The 20026-nt window shown below is 69.2% G+C and carries 18 protein-coding genes; 6 read left to right on the forward strand and 12 right to left on the reverse strand.

From position 1 onward, the window contains the following. Positions 1-59 precede the first annotated feature (59 nt). Both BOQ54_RS08570 and BOQ54_RS08575 read left to right on the forward strand, forming a co-directional pair. Positions 60-1460 (forward strand): adenylate/guanylate cyclase domain-containing protein, encoded by a 1401-nt coding sequence (locus BOQ54_RS08570; RefSeq protein ID WP_083585938.1) that lies wholly within the window; start codon positions 60-62, stop codon positions 1458-1460. Then, positions 1457-3199 carry an adenylate/guanylate cyclase domain-containing protein gene (locus BOQ54_RS08575; RefSeq protein ID WP_083585939.1) on the forward strand — a complete coding sequence of 581 codons (1743 nt, stop codon included), beginning with the start codon at positions 1457-1459 and terminating at the stop codon, positions 3197-3199. The genes BOQ54_RS08570 and BOQ54_RS08575 overlap by 4 nt, the downstream gene beginning before the upstream one ends. On the opposite strand, the gene BOQ54_RS08580 is transcribed toward BOQ54_RS08575, so the two are convergent. From BOQ54_RS08580 to BOQ54_RS08605, 6 genes are all read right to left on the reverse strand, one after another. Next, positions 3189-3941: an FkbM family methyltransferase gene (locus BOQ54_RS08580; RefSeq protein ID WP_071923706.1), complete on the reverse strand. Its 753-nt coding sequence runs from the start codon at positions 3939-3941 to the stop codon at positions 3189-3191. The two genes, BOQ54_RS08575 and BOQ54_RS08580, sit on opposite strands and share 11 nt — an antisense overlap. Further along, positions 3938-4942: an ABC transporter ATP-binding protein gene (locus tag BOQ54_RS08585; RefSeq protein WP_096335330.1), complete on the reverse strand. Its 1005-nt coding sequence runs from the start codon at positions 4940-4942 to the stop codon at positions 3938-3940. Before BOQ54_RS08585 ends, BOQ54_RS08580 begins: the two co-directional genes overlap by 4 nt. Continuing rightward, complete coding sequence (locus BOQ54_RS08590) at positions 4939-5922, reverse strand: ABC transporter ATP-binding protein (protein WP_071923707.1); 984 nt, start codon at positions 5920-5922, stop codon at positions 4939-4941. The genes BOQ54_RS08585 and BOQ54_RS08590 overlap by 4 nt, the downstream gene beginning before the upstream one ends. Continuing rightward, the gene (locus BOQ54_RS08595; protein ID WP_055458431.1) at positions 5919-6848 is read right to left on the reverse strand and encodes an ABC transporter permease; all 930 of its coding nucleotides are present in this window, start codon (positions 6846-6848) and stop codon (positions 5919-5921) included. Before BOQ54_RS08595 ends, BOQ54_RS08590 begins: the two co-directional genes overlap by 4 nt. Next, positions 6845-7822 carry an ABC transporter permease gene (locus BOQ54_RS08600; RefSeq protein ID WP_019401280.1) on the reverse strand — a complete coding sequence of 326 codons (978 nt, stop codon included), beginning with the start codon at positions 7820-7822 and terminating at the stop codon, positions 6845-6847. Before BOQ54_RS08600 ends, BOQ54_RS08595 begins: the two co-directional genes overlap by 4 nt. An 87-nt stretch (positions 7823-7909) precedes the next feature. Next, positions 7910-9523 (reverse strand): ABC transporter substrate-binding protein, encoded by a 1614-nt coding sequence (locus BOQ54_RS08605; RefSeq protein WP_082831542.1) that lies wholly within the window; start codon positions 9521-9523, stop codon positions 7910-7912. 155 nt (positions 9524-9678) lie between these two features. On the opposite strand from BOQ54_RS08605, the gene BOQ54_RS08610 reads away from it, so the two are divergent. After that, positions 9679-10620 (forward strand): LysR family transcriptional regulator, encoded by a 942-nt coding sequence (locus tag BOQ54_RS08610; RefSeq protein WP_055458430.1) that lies wholly within the window; start codon positions 9679-9681, stop codon positions 10618-10620. 20 nt (positions 10621-10640) lie between these two features. Beyond that, positions 10641-11810 carry an acetylornithine deacetylase gene (gene argE / locus BOQ54_RS08615; RefSeq protein WP_071923708.1) on the forward strand — a complete coding sequence of 390 codons (1170 nt, stop codon included), beginning with the start codon at positions 10641-10643 and terminating at the stop codon, positions 11808-11810. A gap of 170 nt (positions 11811-11980) precedes the next feature. Here argE and BOQ54_RS08620 read toward each other — a convergent pair whose 3' ends face one another. Further along, positions 11981-12331 carry a GFA family protein gene (locus tag BOQ54_RS08620; protein ID WP_055458428.1) on the reverse strand — a complete coding sequence of 117 codons (351 nt, stop codon included), beginning with the start codon at positions 12329-12331 and terminating at the stop codon, positions 11981-11983. Positions 12332-12413: 82 nt separating this feature from the next. Further along, the gene (locus BOQ54_RS08625) at positions 12414-13748 is read right to left on the reverse strand and encodes a UDP-glucose dehydrogenase family protein (RefSeq protein WP_071923709.1); all 1335 of its coding nucleotides are present in this window, start codon (positions 13746-13748) and stop codon (positions 12414-12416) included. Positions 13749-13878: 130 nt separating this feature from the next. Between BOQ54_RS08625 and BOQ54_RS08630 the strand changes: the two genes are divergently transcribed. Continuing rightward, on the forward strand, positions 13879-14889 hold the full coding sequence (locus BOQ54_RS08630; RefSeq protein ID WP_071924448.1) for an asparaginase: 1011 nt from the start codon (positions 13879-13881) through the stop codon (positions 14887-14889). A gap of 4 nt (positions 14890-14893) precedes the next feature. Here BOQ54_RS08630 and BOQ54_RS08635 read toward each other — a convergent pair whose 3' ends face one another. From BOQ54_RS08635 to meaB, 3 genes are read right to left on the reverse strand one after another with little or no spacing between them, the layout of a single operon-like run. After that, on the reverse strand, positions 14894-16261 hold the full coding sequence (locus tag BOQ54_RS08635; protein ID WP_055458426.1) for a TIGR03808 family TAT-translocated repetitive protein: 1368 nt from the start codon (positions 16259-16261) through the stop codon (positions 14894-14896). A gap of 60 nt (positions 16262-16321) precedes the next feature. Beyond that, entirely contained in the window at positions 16322-17026 is a 705-nt protein-coding gene (locus BOQ54_RS08640; RefSeq protein ID WP_055458425.1) for a hypothetical protein, read from the reverse strand. 14 nt (positions 17027-17040) lie between these two features. Then, entirely contained in the window at positions 17041-18030 is a 990-nt protein-coding gene (gene meaB, locus BOQ54_RS08645; protein ID WP_071923710.1) for a methylmalonyl Co-A mutase-associated GTPase MeaB, read from the reverse strand. 177 nt (positions 18031-18207) lie between these two features. Between meaB and BOQ54_RS08650 the strand changes: the two genes are divergently transcribed. Then, positions 18208-19245, forward strand: coding sequence for an alpha/beta hydrolase (locus BOQ54_RS08650; protein WP_071923711.1), 1038 nt, complete (start codon positions 18208-18210; stop codon positions 19243-19245). 12 nt (positions 19246-19257) lie between these two features. Here the strand turns inward: BOQ54_RS08650 and BOQ54_RS08655 are convergent, their stop codons facing one another. After that, positions 19258-19998: a DUF3750 domain-containing protein gene (locus tag BOQ54_RS08655; protein WP_071924449.1), complete on the reverse strand. Its 741-nt coding sequence runs from the start codon at positions 19996-19998 to the stop codon at positions 19258-19260. Positions 19999-20026: the final 28 nt, after the last annotated feature.

The following is a 20026-nucleotide window of genomic DNA, read 5'->3' on the forward strand; positions in this document are numbered from 1 at the left end:
GCCTCGGCATCCGCTGGCGCTAACATGGAACCGGCGAGGGCAACGGGCGGAACGAACGCATGGCCGTCGGTGATCTTGGCACAGCCAGCACGCGTTCCGCCGGGCGACGGCTCGGCGCGCTCGGTGCTTTCGGGCGCCTGCCGGAGCGCGCGCAGCGCATCGTCGACGGCGAAACGCGCGAGGCGGAGGTGCTCTCGGCCTGGCTCGTCGTGGCCATCGCCGTCTTCTTCAACGTGCTCTACGCTGTCTCGCCCAAGGCGCTCGACGCCATCGGCGCCTTCCGGCCCGTGCCTGTCGTCGGCGGCATCTTTCTCGTTCTGGGCCTCATCCGTGTCGCGCTCGCCCGTCGCGGGCGGATGCACGGCTGGCTGGTGCCGGCTTTTACCGTCATCGACTTCACGCTGCTCTACGGCCTCATCTGGTCCTTCCACCTGCAGTACCAGCAGCCGGCGGCCTTCTATCTCAAGGCGCCGACCTTCCTCCTGGTCTTCCTCTTCATCGCCATCAGGGCGCTGCGCTTCGAGCCACGCCTCGTCATCTTCGCCGGCGTCGTCGCCGCTGTCGGCTGGGCGGGGATGACGGCCTATGCCTTCGATGCGGCCGGCGCGGATGTGGACGCGCCGGTAACGCGCGACTTCGTTGCCTATATGACCTCGAACAGCATCCTCGTCGGCGCCGAGGTGGAGAAGATCGTCACCATCCTCCTCTTCACCGGCGTCCTCGCCATCGCCATTGCGCGCGGTCGCCGCCAGTTGCTGACGGCGGCGCTCGGCCTCTCCGCCACGGCGGAGCTGTCTCGTTTCTTCGACCCCACGGTTGCCCGGCGCATCACGAGCGGCGACGGGCTCGCCCCCGGGCGCGGCGAGATGGTCGAGGCGGCGGTGCTCGTCGCCGACATCCGCGGCTTCACCCGTTTCGTCGCCGATCATCCGCCGGACGAGGTGATGCGCCTGCTCATCGCCTACCAGCAGCGCATGGGCGCGATCATCGCCTCGCATGGCGGGGCGATCGACAAGTTCCTCGGCGACGGCATCCTGGCCACCTTCGGCTGCACGGGTGTCTCGCCGACCCCGACGGCCGATGCGCTGCGGGCGGTCCTCGCCCTGGCCGACGAGGCGGCGCGCTTCAGCCATGCCTTCGCCGCGGCCGGCGGGCGCAAGGTCGACGTCGGCTTTGCGGTGGTCTCCGGCCGCGTCCTGTTCGGTACCGTCGGCAACGATGGCCGGCTGGAGTACACCGTGATCGGCGAGCCCGTGAACCTGGCCGCCAAGCTCGAGAAGCACAACAAGATCGGCTGCACGTGCGCGGTCACGGATGCGGCGACGCTCGCCAGGGCCGAGGCCGAGGGCTTCGCGGCGGCGGCTGCCTTCCGGCTGGTACCGGGCGTTGCGGTCGAGGGCGTGGCGGGGCCGGTCGATCTCGCCGTCATGGATCGCGCCGCTGCGGAGGGAAACGCGTGACCGCGACCGAGGTTGCAAGGGGCGATAGCTCCGGCAAGGGTGTGGAGCGGGGCACGGGGAGGGGCCGGGGAGGCGGGTGGCGCCTGCTGCCGTCGCTCGCGCGTCTGCGCCTGGCCTCCGGGCTCGTCCTCTTCGCCTTCGTCCTCCTGCACTTCCTCAACCACGCCCTCGGGCTCGTCAGCATCGCGGTGATGGACGTCGTGCAGACGTGGCGCTGGGCGCTCTGGCGATCACCACCGGGCACCATCCTGCTCTACGGCGCCTTTGCCGTACATATCGCCCTCGGCGTCAGGGCGCTCTTCCGTCGGCGCACCTGGCGCATGCCGGTGAACGACGCCCTGCAGATCGGCCTCGGCTTCGCCATCCCGGTGCTGCTCGTGGGGCACATTCTCGGTACCCGTGGCATGCATGTTGCCGCCGGCGTGGACGACTTCTACGAGCCGGTGCTGCGGCGGCTGTGGCCGGAGGCGGCCGTCAGCCAGTCGCTGCTCGTCGTCATCGTCTGGGGCCATGCCTCGATCGGCCTCTACCACTGGCTGCGGCCGAAGGCGTGGTTCCCGGCGGCGGCGCCGTGGCTCCTTTCCATCGCCACGGCGTTGCCCTTGCTCGCGCTCGCCGGCTGGATCGAGGCCGCCCGCCGGCTGGAGCTGCTCGATCACGGCAGAGAGGTGCCACGCTGGCCGAATGGGGAGACCGCCGCCTTGGCGGGCTGGCTGGCAGAGGCCGGGAACCACCTGGTCTTCGCCTTCCTGGGTGCCGTGGGGCTCGGCCTCATCGCCGTGCGCGTGGCGACGCGCCTCAGGGCCAAGGTCAGGATCAGCTACGGCGGCGGGCGGCTGGTGCGGGCAAGGCCCGGCCCAACCTTGCTTGAGATCAGCCGAATGAACGGCGTGCCGCATGTCTCGATCTGCGGCGGGCGCGGGCGCTGCACCACCTGCCGTGTCCTCGTCACCGCCGGCGGCGAGACGCTGCCGCCGCGCGGCACCCTGGAGGAGACGGTGCTGGCCCGCATCGACGCGCCGCCCGACGTGCGCCTCGCCTGCCAGCTCAGGCCCACGGCCGATCTCGGCGTCCATCTTCTGGTGCCGGCCGAGGGCGCCGACGCCGGCCAGCACGATCCCTATCGCTGGGGCGTCGAGCGGCGCATCACAGTGCTCTTCGCCGACCTGCGCGGCTTCACCTCGCTCGCGGAGGAGATGTATCCCTACGACACCGTCTTCCTGCTCAATTCCTATTTCGAGGCGATGACCGCGGTCATCGAGCGGCACGGCGGCACCGTCGACAAGTTCCTCGGCGACGGCATCATGGCCCTCTTCGGCACCCGGCCGGAGCGCGACGCCGGCGCCCGCGCCGCGCTTGCCTCGGCCGGCGAGATGCTGGCAGCGCTGGAAGATCTCAATGCCGAATTCGCCGGCCTCGTGCCGACGCCGCTGCGCATGGGGCTCGGCATCCACACCGGCCCGGCCGTGCTCGGCCGCGTCGGCGGCATGCGCCGCGGCGGCGAGCGCGAGCTGACAGCTTTGGGCGATACCGTCAACACGGCGAGCCGGCTTGAGGAGATGACGAAGGAGTTCCGTTGCCTGCTCGTCACGTCGGAGGACACGCTGAAGGCCGCCGGCATCGAATGCCCGGGCGGCGACTTCCGTCATGTCGTGGTGCGCGGCCGCAGCGAGACCATCGCCGTCTGGATCGCCGACCGCCGCGAGACGATCGGCGATATCCTCACCGTCACGATCTGACGAAGAGCCACTCGTCATGCGCCACGGCGTCGATGCCGGCGGCATCCTGCGCCTCGGTCGCGGCGCCGGCTTCCGTCACCCTGTGGGCGCGCCAGCCGGCGAAGGCGGCGAGCGCCCGGCGCGTCGCGCCGGCAACCTCGGTTTCGCCGCTCTCCGCGAGCACGCGCGGGTGGAAGGAGGCGATGACGGCGACGTTCGCGTGCGCCACGAGGGGGGCGATGGCCGGCAGGAGCGCGTACTCGGCCCCTTCGAGGTCGATCTTGATGACGCGGCGGGGGGAGGCCGGCAGCCGCTCCGCGAGCGCGGCAGGTGTCAGGGCCTCGGCCTGCCAGGTGGTATCGGCGCCGGCGAGCAGCAGGCTCGACATGGAATTGCCGGGCTTGCGTCGGGCACCGAAGGTGACGGTCCCACCGTCCGGATGGATCGCCTTCGGCACCACCGTGACTCGCGCGGCCAGCCCGGGATTGGCGGCGAGGTTGCGGCCGAGCTGGTCGAGCGCGGCGGGATCGGCCTCGACCGCCACCACGCGCGCGCCGCGCGCCGCCGCCTGCAGCGTCGTCGGCCCGACCCAGGCGCCGAGGTCGACGAAGAGCGTCGAGGCGTCGACGAGCGTGTCGATGAGGCGGCGGGTGCCGGGTTCCCAGGCGTCGGCAGCGACGCGTTCCCAGAAGGTGGGCTGGTCGTCGGCGAGCGCGATGCGCCGGTCGCCGAGCACGACGCTGCGCCCTGTCGTCACCTTCACGCCGCCTTGTCGTTGAGATGGCAGGCGGACACGCGCCCCGGCCCGATGGCCTTGAGCGCCGGCCGCTCCGTGCGGCAGCGGTCGAAGGCATAGGGGCAGCGCGGGTGGAAATGGCAGCCGCTTGGCGGCGACAACGGCGAGGGCAGCTCGCCCTTCAGCGCCGAGAAGGTCTTCTTCTTCGGCTCGAGCCGCGGCACCTCCTCGAGCAGCGCCCGCGTATACGGATGGTTCGGCGCGCGGAACAGCTCCTCTGCCGGTGCGAGCTCGACGATGCGGCCGAGATACATCACCGCGACCCGGTCGGCGATGTGCTCCACGACGCCGAGGTCGTGGCTGACGAAGAGATAGGTGAGGGAGAGTTCCTCCCTGAGCTTCATGAAGAGGTTGAGCACCTGCGCCTGGATCGACACGTCGAGCGCCGCGGTCGATTCATCGCAGACGATGACCTTGGGCTTCACTGCGAGCGCACGGGCGATGCCGATACGCGCTCGCTGGCCGCCCGAGAACTGGTGCGGATAGCGCCGGCGCGTGGCGGGGTCGAGGCCGACGCGGGTCATCACGTCGCAGACGTAGTCCTCGACCTCGGCGCGCGAGACGAGGCCGTGCACCACCGGTGCCTCGCCGATGATGTCGATGACGCGCAGGCGCGGGTTGAGCGATGCCATCGGATCCTGGAAGACCATCTGAACCGCGAGGTCCACCTTGCGCCGCGCCGCGCCCGTGAGCTTCGCCACGTCCTGCCCCTCGTAGGAGACGCTGCCGGCGCTCGGCTCGAGGATGCCGGCGACGACGCGCCCGAGCGTGGACTTGCCGCAGCCGGATTCGCCGACGAGGCCGACGACCTCGCCCGGCGCGATGGTCAGGTCGATGCCGTCGACGGCATGCACCACCTGCTCATGGCGCCGCGCGCCGAAGAGGTTGGCAATCTTCTCGGCTGCGTCGAGCTTCCGGACGAAGCGCTTGGAGACGCCGTCGAGTGCGAGGATGGGGGCGGCGGTCACGCGGCGGCCTCCACGGGAATGAGGGGATGGAAGCAGCGGAAGGCGCGGGCGCCGCCGGTATGCGTCACACCGGGCGGGGCCTTGCAGACGGCGTCCGCCCGCGGGCACCGCGGCGCGAAGGCGCATCCGGGCGGCAGGCTGGCGAGGGAGGGCGTTATGCCGGGGATCTGCGCCAGCGGTTCGCCGCGCCTGTTGCGGCTCGGCACGGAGCCGATGAGGCCGTTGGTATAGGGATGGGCGGGCCGCTCGAGCACGTCGGCGACGCGGCCCTCCTCGACGATGCGCCCGGCGTACATCACGGCAACGCGGTCGGCGAGGCCGGCGACGACGGACAGGTCGTGCGTGATCCAGACCAGCGCCGTGCCGCTCTCGGCAGCGAGCTGCTGCACCTCGGATAGGATCTGCGCCTGGATGGTGACGTCGAGCGCCGTCGTCGGCTCGTCGGCGACGAGGACGGCCGGGCGGTGCAGCAGCGCGATGGCGATGGCGACGCGCTGGCGCATGCCGCCGGAGAACTGGTGCGGATAGGAGACGAGCCGCTCCTCGGGTGAGGGGATGCCGACCTTGGCGAGTGCGTCGCGGGCGCGATCCCGCGCGGCCCGCTCCGACACCTTCTCATGGGCGCGGATGGCCTCGATCATCTGCGTGTCGACGCGCAGGACCGGGTTCAGCGTCGTCATCGGGTCCTGGAAGATCATCGCGATGTTGCGGCCGCGCAGGCGGCGCAGCTCGGCCTCGCTCTTCTTCGTCAGGTCTTCGCCGTTGAGAAGGATGGCGCCCGAGGCGATGCGCCCCGGCGGGTCGATGAGGCCGAGCACGGCAAGGCCAGTGACCGATTTGCCGGAGCCGGATTCGCCGACGAGCCCGAGCACCTCGCCGGCATGGACGTCGAAGCTGACGCCGTTGACGGCGGTGAGCACCCCCTCGCGGGCCGTGAATTCCACGACGAGGTCGCGGACGGAAAGGACGGGTTCGCTCATCGCGACAACCTCGGGTTCAGGACATCGCGCAGCCGGTCGCCGACGAGGTTGATGGCGACGATGGCGGCAACAAGGGCGATGCCGGGGAAGGTCGAGATCCAGTACTTGCCGGACAGAAGATAGTCGTAGCCCTTGGCGATGAGCATGCCGAGCGATGGCTCCGTCACCGGCACGCCGACGCCGAGAAACGACAAGGTGGATTCGAGCGCGATCGCATGAGCCACCTGCACCGTCGCCACCACGATCAGCGGCGGCAGGCAGTTGGGCAGGAGATGGCGGAAGACGATGCGGTTCTTCGGCAGGGCGAGGCAGCGCGCCGCCTCGATATAGTCGCGCCGCCGCTCGACGAGGGCCGAGCCGCGCACCGTGCGCGCGTAATAGGCCCACTGCACGATGACCAGGGCGATGATCACCTTGTCGACGCCGCGCCCGAAGACGGCGAGCAGCACAAGGGCGACGAGGATGGCCGGGAAGGAGAGCTGCAGATCGACGACGCGCATGACGAAATTGTCGATGCGCCCGCCGGCATAGGCGGCGATGACGCCGACAGAGGCGCCGACGGCGCAGGCGATGACGACGGAAATGGCGCCGACGCCGAGCGAGATCCTGAGGCCGTAGAGGATGGCCGACAGCAGGTCGCGGCCCTGCTCGTCCGTGCCGAGCCAGTAGGTGTAGCCGGCAAGGCTCTCCGATCCCGGCGGCAGGGTGCCGTCCATGATGTCGAGCTGCGCGAGATCGTAGGGGTTCTGCGGCGCGATGAAGGACGCCGCGAGCGCCAGGATGACCAACACAACGAGGCCGGCAAGGCCGATGACGGCGAGCGGGCTCTCGAAGAAGGCGGCGACGTGGCGCAGCAGCAGGCTCTCGCCCTTGTCGGTCGGGCGGGCGGCGGCTGCGGGCGCGGGGGTGGCGGCCTGTTCGCTCATGCCTTGGCCTCCTCGAGGCGCACGCGCGGGTCGATGGCGGCGTAGATGAGATCGACGATGAGGTTGATGATCACGAACATCACGACGGTGAGCATGAGGTAGGCGACGATCACCGGCCGGTCGAGCCGCCCGATGGAATCGATGAGCAGCTTGCCGATGCCGGGATAAGCGAAGACCGTTTCGGTGACGACGGCGAAGGCGATCATCGAGCCGAGCTCGAGGCCGAGCACCGTGACGACGGGGATGAGGATGTTCTTCAAGACGTGCACACCGATGACGCGCGACTGGGACAGGCCCTTGGCGCGGGCGAAGCGGATGTAATCCTGCAGCATCACCTCGCGCGTGCCGGCGCGGGTGAGGCGGATGACGAGCGCCATCTTGTAGAGGGCGAGGTTGAGCGCCGGCAGGATGAGGTGGGAAAGCCCGTCGAGGGTGAGGAAACTCACGGGCACGCCGAGGAGCTCGCGCGTCGTGCCGCGCCCGCCGGCCGGGAACCAGCCGAGCATGACGGAGAAGAGGAGCACCAGCATCAGCCCCTGCCAGAAATTCGGCAGGCTGAAGCCGAGGATCGAGCCGGCCATGATGGAATGGCCGCCGAGCGACTGCGGTTTGAGGCCGGCATAGAGGCCGAGCGGGATGCCGATGAAGACAGCGATGACAAGGGCCGTCAGCGCCAATTCCAGCGTCGCCGGCAGGCGGTTGAGGATCAGCGTCAGCGCCGGCTCGTTGTAGACGAAGGAGCGGCCGAGGTCGCCGTGCAGGGCATTCCAGACGAAGAGACCGTATTGCTCGTAGAGCGGCCTGTCGAGGCCAAGGCGCTGCGTGATCGCCTCCAGCTCCTGCTGGTCCGCCTGGGGGCTCGCGAGGATCGCGACAGGGTCGCCCACCGCATAGACAGCGATGAAGACGAGCGTCGCCATGACGGCCAGTACGAGTGCCGCCTGGCCCAGGCGTCGGATGACGTAGACGAGCATTGTCGTTGACCTTGCAAAAAAGCGGTACCCGGCCGGCAAGCGATGGCTCGCCGGTCGGGTCCGGTCATCAGCCTCGTACGGCCGCTGTTACTGCGCCGGCTTGACCTCGGTCACCAGCGTATACTGGTCGACGCGCGGCGTGTAGCTCAGCGTCTTCTTGAACGCCCAGGGCGTCACCTCGAAGTGCAGCGGCAGGAGGGCGTAGTCGTCCATGGCGATCTTGGACGCCTTCTGCAGCAGCTCCTCGCGCTTGGCGTCGTCGATGGTGCGCTGCGCCTCCATCACAAGGTCGTCGACCTCCTTGTTGGAATAGCGGCCGCGGTTGGTGTGACCGCCGCCGGTCTCCTTGTTCGGCGTCACGACGAGGGCGTTGAGGGAGTTGGACATCTCGCCCGAATCCGCGCCCCAGCCGGCGAGATAGGCCGAGAACTCGTGCTTGTTGCGGCGCGAGAAGAAGGTCGAGGCCGTCATGGCGTCGATATTGGTCTTGATGCCGACGCGCGTGAACATCTGCGCCACGGCTTGGGCCACCTTCTCGTCGTTGATGTAGCGGTCGTTCGGCGTGCCGATGGTCAGTTCGAAGCCGTTCGGGTAGCCGGCCTCGGCGAGCAGCTTCTTCGACGCCTCGGGATCGTAGGCGACGGGCTTTGCATCCTTCGTCGTGCCGAAGAGCGGGTAGGGCAGCAGTTCACCGGCGGGTTTGGCGACGCCGCCCATGATGCGCTCGACGATGGCCTCGCGGTTGATGGCCTTCGACAGGGCCTCGCGCACGCGCTTGTCCTTGAAGGGGTTCTTGTCCGTGCCCTTCACGCCCGGCGTCTTGTCCTCGAACTGGTCGAGATGGATATAGATGATCCGGTTCGACAGGCCCTCGACGAGGGTGAAACCGGCACCCTTGATCTTGTCGAAGTCCTGGATCGGCGGGTTCTCGATCATGTCGACGTCGCCGGCGAGCAGGGCCGCGACGCGCGGGCCGGCACTGGTGATCGGCCGCATGACGACGCGCTGCCATACGGGCTTCTCGCCCCAGTAGCCCTCGTTGGCCTCGAGGATGATATGCGTGCCGCGCGTATATTCCTTCAGCTTGTAGGGGCCGGTGCCGATGGCCTTCGCCGGGTCGTTGAAGTCCGACGACTTCGGCGGCGTGCCCATGTTCTCGCAGCCGTCCTTGCCGTACTTGACGTCGCCCGCCCCGAAGACGGCGGCGGAGAGGATGCCGAGCGTGGTCATGTTGTTGGGGAAGAGCGGCTGCGGTGTCGTGGTCTTGACGCGGATGGTCAGCGGATCCGGCGTCTCGATCGATTCGATGCCGCGTGTGAACACCGTGAACGACGAGGGCGAGTTCTCGACCAGCGGCACCCGGCACATGGTGTAGACATAGTCCCGTGCCGTGAAGGCCTCACCGTTCGAGAACTTGACATTCGGGCGCAGCTTGATTTCCCACGTCGTGTCGTCGACTGCCTTCCATTCCTCGGCGAGCGCCGGCAGCAGCTTCTGGTTGGCGTCGGTGGTGATCAGGGATTCGAAGATGTGGCGGCGCAGGGCATTGTTCTGGCCGACGTTGTGGAAGTGCGGGTCGATGGAGGTCGCCTCGGAGGCAACGCCGACCTTCAGCTCTTTCGTGTCCTGCGCGGCAGCCGGCTGCGCCATGGCGACGGCAAGCGGCAGCAGGGCATAGGCTGCGGGTTTCAGTTTTTTCATTCCCATTCTCCTCTGGGTGGATGCGCACCACGATAACGAAAATGCGCGGGGAGCGGCAGCACCCCGCCGACGTGGCTTGCTCATCTGGGGCCCGATGCTATTATTCATTCTTGGCATTGTCACCGCCAAAAAGAATAACGAGATTGCATAGAACTATGCCGTCCGAGGATAGCGAAAGCCGATCATCGCGACCGAGCCTGCGCGAGCTCGAAGTGCTTCACGCGCTGATCGCCACCGGCAAGACGACCGCGGCCGGCCAGCGCCTCGGCATTTCCCAGCCTGCCGTCTCGCGCGCCGTGGCCGCGCTCGAGGAACGGGTCGGGCGGGTGCTGTTCTCGCGCGACGGCGGTCGCCTCGTGCCGACGGCCGATGCGCTCGCCTTGGAGGCGGAGGCGGCGCCGATCCTCGCCGGCCTCGCCCGGCTCGAGAACTGGCCGCGGGCGCCGCGGGCGCAGAGCCTCCTGCGCATCTCCGCTGCGCCGACCGTGGCGCATCATTTCCTGGCGCCGCTTCTCGCCCGTTTCGTGGCCGCGGAGCCCGAGACGCGCGTCGTCGTCGAGATCGGCCGTGGCGGTGACGTCCTTGCGGCGGTGGCGGCCGGCAGCGTCGATGTGGGGATCGGCATGCTGGAGACGCCGGTGGCCCATCTCGGGGTCCGGGCTGAGCCGTTCCGCCGCTCTAAGGCCAAGTGCATCATGTGGCCGGATCACCGCCTCGCGCGGCTTCCCGTCGTGCGTCCAATCGACATCGGCAGCGAACCGCTCATCGTCGTCACCCGGCGTTTCGCGGCGCGAGCGCTGTTCGACAGGGCTTTTGCCGATGTCGGCATCGAGCCGAACATCGTCGCGGAGGCGACGACCTCGACCTTCGTGATGGAGATGGTGCGCAGCAGGGCGGGCATCTCGGTGCTCAATCCCTTCCCCATGTCCCTGACAGACGACCCGAGCTTCGTCTACAGGCCGTTCCTGCCGGAAATCACCTACGAGATGGCCTTCCTCCTGCCCGCGACGGGCGCCGCTCCGTCGGCCGCCCGCCGCTTCGTCGATCTCGTCCGCGCCGAGCAGCCGGACGATCCCTTCACGGTCGCCCTGCGCTGAGGCGGCCCCCGTCGGAGTTCATGATGTCCAGTCCCGCGATCACCGAGATCCTCGCCAGCCTCGTCGCCTTCGACACGACGAGCCGCAACTCCAACCTCGACCTCATCGCCTGGGTCGAGAACTATCTCGCCTCCCACGGCATCGCGAGCGAGCGCATCTACGACGCGACGCGCGCCAAGGCCAACCTCTGGGCCACCATCGGGCCGGCGGACCGGGCGGGCTACATCCTCTCGGGACATACCGACGTCGTGCCCGTGGACGGACAGGAGTGGACGGATGATCCCTTCAACCTGGTCCTGCGCGATGGACGGGCCTATGGCCGCGGCGCCTGCGACATGAAGGGCTTTCTTGCCGCCTGCCTGTCGCGCGTGCCTGCCATGAAGGCGGCCGCGCTTGCCCGGCCCATCCATCTGGCCTTCTCCTACGACGAGGAGGTGGGCTGCGTCGGCGTGCGCGGCATCGTCGAGAAGCTGGCGAAGGCGGAGGTCAAGCCGCTGGGCTGCTTCGTCGGCGAGCCGACCGCGATGAACGTGGTCATCGGCCACAAGGGCAAGCGCAGTCTCAAGGTGCGCGTGCGCGGCAAGGGTTGCCATTCCTCGCTCGCGCCACAGGGCGTCAATGCGGTGGAGTGGGGCGCCCGGCTCGTCGCCCACATCCGCACCATCGCCGACCGCTTCGCGACCAGCGGCGCCCGCGACGCGCTTTACGACGTGCCCTACACGACCGCCCATGTCGGCATTTTCACGGGCGGGACGGCACTCAACATCGTCCCTGACGAGAGCCAGATCGTCTTCGAGATCCGCGCCATCGGTGCCGACGATCCCGATACCGTCGTTGCGGAGATCGAGGCCTATGCGCGGCGCGAGCTGGAGCCGGCCATGCAGGCCGTCGACCCGCAAAGCGGCTTCGATTTCGACGTCTTCGCCGGCTTTCCGGGACTCGACACGGCGCCGGGCGACGCGGTCGTGACGCTCGCCAAGCGCCTCGCGGGGCGCAACGAGCACGGCAAGGTGGCCTACGGCACGGAAGCCGGCCTCTTCCAGGCGGTCGCCGGGGTGCCCTCCGTGGTCATCGGGCCCGGCTCCATCGGCGAGGCGCACAAACCCGACGAGTACATCGAGGTTGCCCAGCTCGAAGCCTGCGGCGCCTTCATCGACCGGCTCATCGCCCATTGCGCCGAGGCGCATTGAGGGCGAGCCCCGCTTTCATAACGGTCATGCCCGCGTCTGTCGCGGGCATCCATGTCCGGAAAGCTGAGCAGCATCAAATGCGTGGATGGCCGGAACGAGCCCGGCCATGGCGAGGTCGCCCCTCGTCTGAGACCCCCGATCCCCAGCAGCTCGCGGGCCTTTGCGGAGGTTCAGGCATCCCGCCCGTTGAACGGCGTCAGCTTCAGGCTGTCGATATCGATCCCGTCGAGGCAGCGCGCGTTGACGGCGATCATTTCGCTGCCGTCGGGAGCCTTGCCGCGCGCGAAGGATTCGATGCCGCAGTGGCGGCAGCGCAGGTGGTGGATGACCTTGCGGTTGAACTGGTAGTCCTCGAGCGCATCCTCGCCGGACAGGAGCCTGAAGCGGTCCGGCGTGACGAAGGTCGGCAACAGGCCGCGCTTGCTGCAATGCGAGCAGTTGCAGGAGATGACGGTCTCGAGATCCGTGGTCGCCTCGTAGCGCACCGTGCCGCAATGGCATCCGCCTTGATAGGTCTGCATTCTCGCTCCTGCCAGCTGTCCGATCGTCAGGGCGCGACTATGCCACCCATGGCGAAGATCGCAAGGCGTGAGGAGGCCGCCGTCACATCAGCCCGTCGGCATCCGCGGCTCCGTCGGGTCGTCCGACGCTGACGTAGAGGAAGCCGCGGCGGGCCATCTCGTCGGCGCGGTAGATGTTGCGCAGGTCGACGACGACCGGCGCCTTCATCTGCCCCTTGACCCGGTCGAGATCGAGGGCGCGGAAGGCGTTCCATTCAGTGACGATGACGAGCGCATCCGCGCCTTCGACGCAGTCGTAGGCATTGTCGCAATAGGTGACGTGCTCGAGCAGGCTCTGGGCCTGCTCCATACCCTCCGGATCATAGGCGCGGATCTTCGCCCCGCCATCCTGCAGCGCGGTGATGATCGACAAGGCCGGCGCCTCGCGCATGTCGTCCGTGTTGGGTTTGAAGGTGAGGCCGAGGACGGCCACCGTCTTGCCGCGCACCGATCCGCCGCAGGCTGCGATCACCTTGCGCGCCATGGCGCGCTTGCGCTGGTCGTTGACGGCGGCGACCGTCTCGACGATTCGCATGGGCGAACCCGCGTCCTGAGCCGTCTTGATGAGGGCGAGCGTATCCTTTGGGAAGCACGAGCCGCCATAACCCGGCCCGGCATGCAGGAACTTGCCGCCGATGCGGTTGTCGAGGCCGATGCCGCGCGCCACTTCCTGCACGTTGGCGCCCACCTTCTCGCACAGATCCGCGATCTCGTTGATGAATGTGATCTTGGTGGCGAGGAAGGCGTTGGCGGCGTACTTCGTCAGTTCCGCCGTGCGCCGGCCGGTGTAGAGGATCGGCGCCTGGTTGAGGTAGAGCGGGCGGTAGACCTCGGCCATCACCCTGCGGGCGCGCTCGTCGTCGGTGCCGATGACGATGCGGTCGGGCCGCTTGAAATCGGCGATGGCCGCGCCCTCGCGCAGGAATTCCGGATTGGAAACCACGGCGAAATCGGCGTCCGGCCGCGTCTCGCGCACGATGCGCTCCACCTCGTCGCCCGTGCCGACAGGCACGGTCGATTTGGTGACGATCACGGTATAGCCGTCCATGACCTTCGCGATATCGCGCGCCGCCTGGTAGACGTAGGAGAGGTCGGCGTGGCCGTCGCCCCGCCGCGAGGGCGTTCCGACCGCGATGAAGACGGCGTCTGCCGAGCGCACGGCTTCCGTCAGATCGGTGGCGAAAGACAGGCGCCCTTCCTTGACATTGGTGGCGACGAGATCGTCGAGCCCCGGCTCGAAGATCGGGATGTCGCCCCGAGTCAGGGCCTCGATCTTGGCCGGATCCTTGTCAACGCAGGTCACGACATGGCCGAAATCGGCGAAACAGGCACCGGAGACGAGGCCGACATAGCCGGAACCGATCATTGCGACGCGCATCGAGACACCCTGATGGTGGAGCGGAGGATCGCCGAGGGCTTTAAAGCGTCGGCGGGCGAGGGGCAAGGAACCCCGCAGTTTGACAGGGGCCCGGTCGCTGCGCAAAAGAGCGCCAAACGGAGAAGGCATGATGACGGATCCTGTCCTGGTCGAGGTCACGCGTGGCGATGTCGTGGAATCGGTTCACCACGGCGCGCTCGCCGTGGTCGATGCCGACGGAGCGGAGGTGCTCGTACTCGGCGATGTGGACCGGCCGGTCTTTCCGCGCTCTGCGGTCAAGGTCATCCAGGCGCTGCCGCTCATCGAGAGCGGCGCGGCCGACCGCTATGGCCTGACGGACGACGAACTGTCGCTCGCCTGCGCCTCTCATTCCGGGGAGCCGCGGCATGCCGAGACGGCGGCGCGCATGCTCGCCCGCGCGGGGCGCGAGCCAGCCTGCCTTGAATGCGGCGCCCACTGGCCCATGGGGCAGGAAGCGGCGCGCGCGCTCGCCCGCACCGGGGCCGAGCCGACGGTCCTGCACAACAACTGTTCCGGCAAGCATGCCGGCTTCATCTGCGCCGCCTGCGCCATGGATGTCGATCCCGCTGGCTACATCGAGCCCGGCCACGCGCTGCAGCGGGAGGTCAAGGCGGCGATGGAGGCGCTGACGGGCTTTGCGCACAGGGACGAACTGCGCGGCACGGACGGCTGCTCCATTCCGACCTATGCCGTGCCGCTGCGGGCGCTCGCCCGGGCCTTTGCCCGCATCGGCACCGGGACCGGCCTCACGCGGGAGCGGGCCGCCGCCTTCGCCCGCCTCAGGGCGGCTGTCGCGGCCCACCCCTTCATGGTGGCCGGCACCGGCCGCTTCGACACCATCCTCATGGAGGCGCTCGGCGCGCGGGCCTTCGTGAAGGTCGGGGCGGAAGGCGTCTATTGCGCCACCTTTCCGGAGCTCGGCCTCGGCATCGCTCTCAAGTGCGACGATGGGGCAGCGCGGGCGGCCGAGGTGGCCATGGCGGCCCTCGTCGAGCGCTTCCTGCCGCTGTCCGCGCAGGAGGCGGAGGCCGTTGCCGCGCTGTCGCGCCCGCAGATGCGCAACTGGAACGGCCGCCTCGTCGGCACCATGCGGCCGGCGGCGGCGCTCGCCAGCGGCTGACGCGTCAGGCGACGGCATTTCCGGTCACCACGATGCCGGTTGCCCGCGCATCCGGGCGGGCCGTCAGATCACCCGTGACGGCCTTGTCGTATTCGTAGCCGACAACGGCACCCTCGCGGGCGCCGGAGATGACGTTGCCCGAGATCACGGCGCTGCGCTCCTTCGGCACGAGGCTGACGCGGATGCCGGTCCGCGCGTTGCGTATGACATTGCCGGTCACGGCGATGTTGCGCATCGCCCAGGACCAGCCGACGCTGATGCCCTTGTCCTCCGCATCCTCGATGACATTGCCGGTGACGCTCGCCTCGGCCTCGACGTGAATGCCGGTGCCGCCGGCGAGCACGCCATCATAGGAGCGGGGGCGGTGGCGCAGGCCGCGCAGCAGGTTGCCGCTGCACACCGAAAGACGGCCGCCGTGGTCGAGGTTGGTCATGGAGATGCCGCTCATCGCCTCCTCGACCACGTTGTTGGCGATGATCGTACCTTCGAAGGCGAATTCGGCCCACAGCGCCGTCTCGCCGAGACGCGCGCAGTTGTTGCCGATGATCTGGCAGGCGGAGCCCGAATTGTTGCGGATCGCGGACAGGGCGCAGTCGCGCACGGTGTTGCCGCTCACGAGGACGCCGCCAGCCCGGAAGATGCTGATGCCGTTGCCGTATTCGCCCGTGCCGCCGGCATCGGCTGCGATGTGCGAGATCCGGTTGCCGGCAACGACAGTGCCGTCGTCTCCCTTCTCCGAACGCCAGACCTGGATGCCGTTGCTGCCGCAGCGGGTGACCGTGTTGGCGGTGATCGAGAGACCGGTCGCATCAATGGAGAACAGGGCCGAATGGCTTGCCTCCGAAAACGCAGACCCCGTGACGCGGCCGCCGCAACCCGCCAGATGAAGCGCGATGCCACCGGCCTTCTCGAAGCGGCAGCCGTCGATCTCGACCTCGCGCACGCCCGCGAGCGTCACGAGGCCGGCGCGATCGGGCAGCGGGCGGGACAGCCCGTCGAGGCGCAGTCCGTAAAGGGCGATGGACTGGGCGTTCCGCGCCGTGAGCATCGGCCCGCTGCCGGCATGGACGAAGGTGGTGAGGCCGGGCGCGCCGACGAGCCGCGCGCCGTCGGGCAGCGCCACCGCGGCGATGCGGTAGCGCCCCGGAGGGACAAGGAGCGGCGCGCTCCGCCGGGCCGCCTCCGCAAGCGCCGCAGCGAGCCGGGCGGACTGGTCCTCTTCCGTATTGGGCCGCAGGCCGAACGGGAGCGCCGAAATGCCGAGGGCAGCGGCCATGCCGTCAGCCTCGCGGCCGATCGCGGAGCCCGCCGCGAGCGGCGCGGCGCCGGCGAGGGCGGCGGTCATCAGGATGAGGCGGCGGCTTTCGTCCATGGGCAGTGTCCTTTTAGAAGGCCATGGACACAAGATCCGTGCCGGCTGCCTTGTCCCGGATCAGGACATTTGCCGGCGGGCGCTTTCCCGGACGAGAACGATGGCGGCTGTCTCGAGGGCGCGGGCCATGGCGGCGAGGGTGGGGCGCCGGACCTTTGCCGGTGCGCCTGTCTGCGGCGAATCCTTGCGCGTCGGGCGAGGCGTCGGGCTGCTCGCCCAGGCACTCGGCATCGGCACGTGGATGAAGACGACCGGGATCGACGGGCGCTTATCTTCAAGCTGGCCGAGCGCGGTGAAATAGCTGGCGTTGCACAGATAGCGGCCGGCGTCGATGGAGCGGCGGACCGGCATGCCCGTGCCCGCCATCGCCACCTTCAGGCGTGCGAGCGGGGCCGGCGAGCGGCGCACCAACGGAGCGCCCTTCGCAAGCGCCGCCCCGCGATGGGTCTTGCCCGAGGCGTCGGGGGCCGTCCTGTTGGCCTTGTTGACCGCGCGCGTTTCCACCCGCACGTGGCGGGCGCGGGTGGCGACGCCGAGCATCAGGACCGCCCGCGGCCGCGCGGCGGCCAGCCGGGTCGGCAAAGCCTTGTCCAGGATGGCGTAGCGCGTTCGGAAGACGTGGTGCTCCGCCCTGATGCCGAGCCGGGCGAGGCGCCGGCTGCCGCCGACGCGCTCGGCGAGCACCGCCGTGGGATTGACCGGCACACGCGGGAAGGGCCCGAAGCCGGTGATGAGAATGTCGCAGCGCTTGTTCCGTTTAACCATCTGGTGTTGGCCCGTCAAAGCCCTAGCACGGACGCGATCTCGTCGGCCGCCACTGTCGCCGCGAGCTTTCCCGCCGCGACCTCAGCCTCGAGCGCCGGCACGCGCTTGCGCACCTGCGGATCGGCCCGCAACCGCGCATGCAGCCGATCCTCCACCATGGCCCACATCCACTTCACCTCCTGCGCGCGTCGCTTCTGCTGCAGTTCGCCCGTCGCCGTCATGCGCTCCCGGTGGTCGACGACCTTCTCCCAGAGGACGTCGAGGCCGACGTTGGCAAGGCCGGAGATGGTGATGACGGGCGGCGACCAGGTCGGGCTCGCGGGCGCGAGAATGTGCAGGGCGGCGCGATAGTCGGCCGCCGCGGCCTTGGCGCGAGTCGCACCCTCGCCATCGGCCTTGTTGACGGCAATCATGTCCGCCATCTCGACGATGCCCTTCTTGATGCCCTGCAGTTCGTCGCCCGCGCCCGGCAGCATCAGCACGAGGAAGAAATCCGTGAGGTCGGCCACCGCCGTTTCCGACTGGCCGACGCCCACCGTCTCGACGAGAATGACGTCGAAGCCCGCCGCTTCGCACAGGAGCATCGTCTCGCGCGTCTTCGCCGCCACCCCGCCGAGCGTGCCGGAGGAGGGCGATGGGCGGATGAAGGCGTTCTCGTCAATGGCGAGCCGCGCCATGCGCGTCTTGTCGCCGAGGATCGAACCGCCGCTGCGCTGCGAGGAAGGGTCCACCGCGAGCACCGCCACCTTGTGGCCCGCCGCCGTCAGATTGGAGCCGAGGGTGTCGATGGTGGTCGACTTGCCGACGCCCGGCACGCCCGTGATACCGACGCGCACGGCCCCGCCGGTGCGCGGCAGCACCGTCTGGATGAGCTCGCGCGCCAGCGCCTGATGGTCGCCGCGGCGCGATTCGACGAGCGTGATGGCGCGCGCCAGCGCCGCGCGCTCGCCCCTGGCGAGGCGTGCGGCGAGATCGGGCAAAGCTGAACGGTCGAGGCGTGTCATGTCACGCTATAGTTGCCACAGATTCGCGCATCGGGGTGGGGTGAATTCCGCAAACGGAACTCTGCGGGGCCGGGCGAACCGTCGCAGACCGGCCTTTGCCACCTTTTGCCCTATCTTCGCCCACAATCGAACGCCAAAAGGGACCCGTCCCAGAAGCCCGGCAACCGAAGCCCGTTCATGCCCCATCGTTTGTCCCGCCGCGTCCTGCTGCGCCTCGCGCTCGTCAATGCCGGCGCCGCCACGCTCGCCGGCTGTTCCAGCGCCATCGGCGCTTTTGACGGTGACAGCGCGCCGGCGTCCGCCCTCGGATCGTCGCCGATGGGCGCGCGCGGCGGCCCTGTCGTCTATGCCGTGACGACACGCGCGCCGGTGAACGGGGCGAGCGAGCGGCCTTGGTTCGGTTCCGCCCGAGCCGGCGGCACGCGCGCCGTCGCCGTGCGGTTCGATCCGCCGCCAGAGACATTCTTCGGCCGCATCGGCTCGACGCTTTCGGGCGACTGGCGCATCAACGCCGTCGAGGCCCTGGGCAACAATGATCCCGTCGCCGCGCTGACGCTGGAGGCGGGTGGACGCGACGTGCTGGTCTATGTTCACGGCTACAACCAGAGCTTCGAGCGTGCCGCGATCGACGCGGCGGAACTGACGCGCACCATCGGCTTTTCCGGGGCGACGGTCAGCTTCTCCTGGCCGTCGAAGGAGGGGCTGCTCGACTACGGCTACGACCGCGAGAGCGCGTTGTGGTCGCGCGACGCCTTCCAGGATCTGCTCGAGGCACTGGTGCGCAACGCCATGGTCGGCCGCGTCCACATCGTCGCGCACAGCATGGGCACGCTCCTGACGCTGGAGACACTCCGCCAGCTCTGGGCAGTGAGCGGCAGCGCGGACGTTGCCGCGCGCTTTGGCGCGATCGTCTTGGCTTCGCCCGACATCGACGTCGATCTCTTTGCAACCGGCGTGCAGCGCATCGGCCCGCTGGCGAAGCACATCACGGTGATTTCCAGCGTCAACGACCGGGCGCTCGCCGTCTCGAGCCGTCTTGCCGGCGGGGTCTCGCGCGTCGGCGCCGCCGACCGGGCCGTGCTGGAGCCGCTCGGCGTCAAGATTGCCGATGCCTCGGACTATGGCTGGGGCATCATCAGGCACGATCTGTTCCTGACGAACAAGGACGTGCGCGGCGTGATCAAGCGGGCCGTGGAGCGCCGGACCTGGGATTGATCGTGAAGTCGCTCAGACGAGCGCCAGCCGGCCGAAGCCGGGCAGTTTCAGCGCGGGCTGGCGCAGGTCGAGCCCGGCGACAAGTCCGAAAAGGTTGATCTCGAGGCCCTCGACCCAGGCTAGGGTGATGCCGAAGAGGCCGCCGAGGGCGAACTGGAAGCCCGTGCCGCTCGGGGCGAAGCCGGCATAGACCATCTCGACATGGTAGTCCTTGCCGAGCGCCGTCGGCGGCAGGGCGACCCCGAGCTGCGGCACGCGCGCGATGACATGGGCGACGAAGCTGTTCGAGTTCGGCCCCGGCCAGACGCGGTAGTGGCCCTGCTCGCGAAAGGGATAGTCGGCGATCGCCGCCCGCACGGCGGGCAGCAATGCCGCTGCCGCCTCGCCTTCGATGGCCGCGACGAGCTCGGGCATGTTGCCGTACCAGCGCCCGTCCGCCGCCCAGCCGTCGCGCCTGACGGGCGAGCCCCAGCCCACCTTGTCGTAGCGCTCGTAGGGCGCGGCGCCCGCCTCCTTGACGACGAGCCAGGTGTGGTGCGCCACGGCGCCTTTCCAGCGCCCGGTGCGGGCCGCGTAGATGTGGATGACGGCCGGGCTGTCGGCTATCGGCGCCGGCAGGAGGCCGCTGCTCGTCCAGTCGGCGCGGCTCCAGGATTGGGGATGTTCGTGGGTCATCCAAATGAGCGCATGCGCGCCGAGCGGCAGCAGGAAGACGAGCACGAAGGCCGCGAGGGCAAGGCGCATGAGACGCATGAACAACCGGATGCCGACTGCCGCGGGA

Origin of the sequence: Chelatococcus daeguensis (assembly GCF_001887265.1) — a bacterium.
GTDB lineage: Bacteria > Pseudomonadota > Alphaproteobacteria > Rhizobiales > Beijerinckiaceae > Chelatococcus_A > Chelatococcus_A sambhunathii.

Bases quoted from the DNA above. Each gene is read 5' to 3' on its own strand.
- BOQ54_RS08570 (WP_083585938.1), top strand. From the start codon at position 60: ATGGCCGTCGGTGATCTTGGCACAGCCAGCACGCGTTCCGCCGGGCGA.
- BOQ54_RS08590 (WP_071923707.1), bottom strand. From the start codon at position 5,922: ATGAGCGAACCCGTCCTTTCCGTCCGCGACCTCGTCGTGGAATTCACG.
- BOQ54_RS08595 (WP_055458431.1), bottom strand. From the start codon at position 6,848: ATGAGCGAACAGGCCGCCACCCCCGCGCCCGCAGCCGCCGCCCGCCCG.
- BOQ54_RS08600 (WP_019401280.1), bottom strand. From the start codon at position 7,822: ATGCTCGTCTACGTCATCCGACGCCTGGGCCAGGCGGCACTCGTACTG.
- BOQ54_RS08605 (WP_082831542.1), bottom strand. From the start codon at position 9,523: ATGAAAAAACTGAAACCCGCAGCCTATGCCCTGCTGCCGCTTGCCGTC.
- BOQ54_RS08610 (WP_055458430.1), top strand. From the start codon at position 9,679: ATGCCGTCCGAGGATAGCGAAAGCCGATCATCGCGACCGAGCCTGCGC.
- argE (WP_071923708.1), top strand. From the start codon at position 10,641: ATGATGTCCAGTCCCGCGATCACCGAGATCCTCGCCAGCCTCGTCGCC.
- BOQ54_RS08620 (WP_055458428.1), bottom strand. From the start codon at position 12,331: ATGCAGACCTATCAAGGCGGATGCCATTGCGGCACGGTGCGCTACGAG.
- BOQ54_RS08625 (WP_071923709.1), bottom strand. From the start codon at position 13,748: ATGCGCGTCGCAATGATCGGTTCCGGCTATGTCGGCCTCGTCTCCGGT.
- BOQ54_RS08630 (WP_071924448.1), top strand. From the start codon at position 13,879: ATGACGGATCCTGTCCTGGTCGAGGTCACGCGTGGCGATGTCGTGGAA.
- BOQ54_RS08635 (WP_055458426.1), bottom strand. From the start codon at position 16,261: ATGGACGAAAGCCGCCGCCTCATCCTGATGACCGCCGCCCTCGCCGGC.
- BOQ54_RS08640 (WP_055458425.1), bottom strand. From the start codon at position 17,026: ATGGTTAAACGGAACAAGCGCTGCGACATTCTCATCACCGGCTTCGGG.
- meaB (WP_071923710.1), bottom strand. From the start codon at position 18,030: ATGACACGCCTCGACCGTTCAGCTTTGCCCGATCTCGCCGCACGCCTC.
- BOQ54_RS08650 (WP_071923711.1), top strand. From the start codon at position 18,208: ATGCCCCATCGTTTGTCCCGCCGCGTCCTGCTGCGCCTCGCGCTCGTC.
- BOQ54_RS08655 (WP_071924449.1), bottom strand. From the start codon at position 19,998: ATGCGTCTCATGCGCCTTGCCCTCGCGGCCTTCGTGCTCGTCTTCCTG.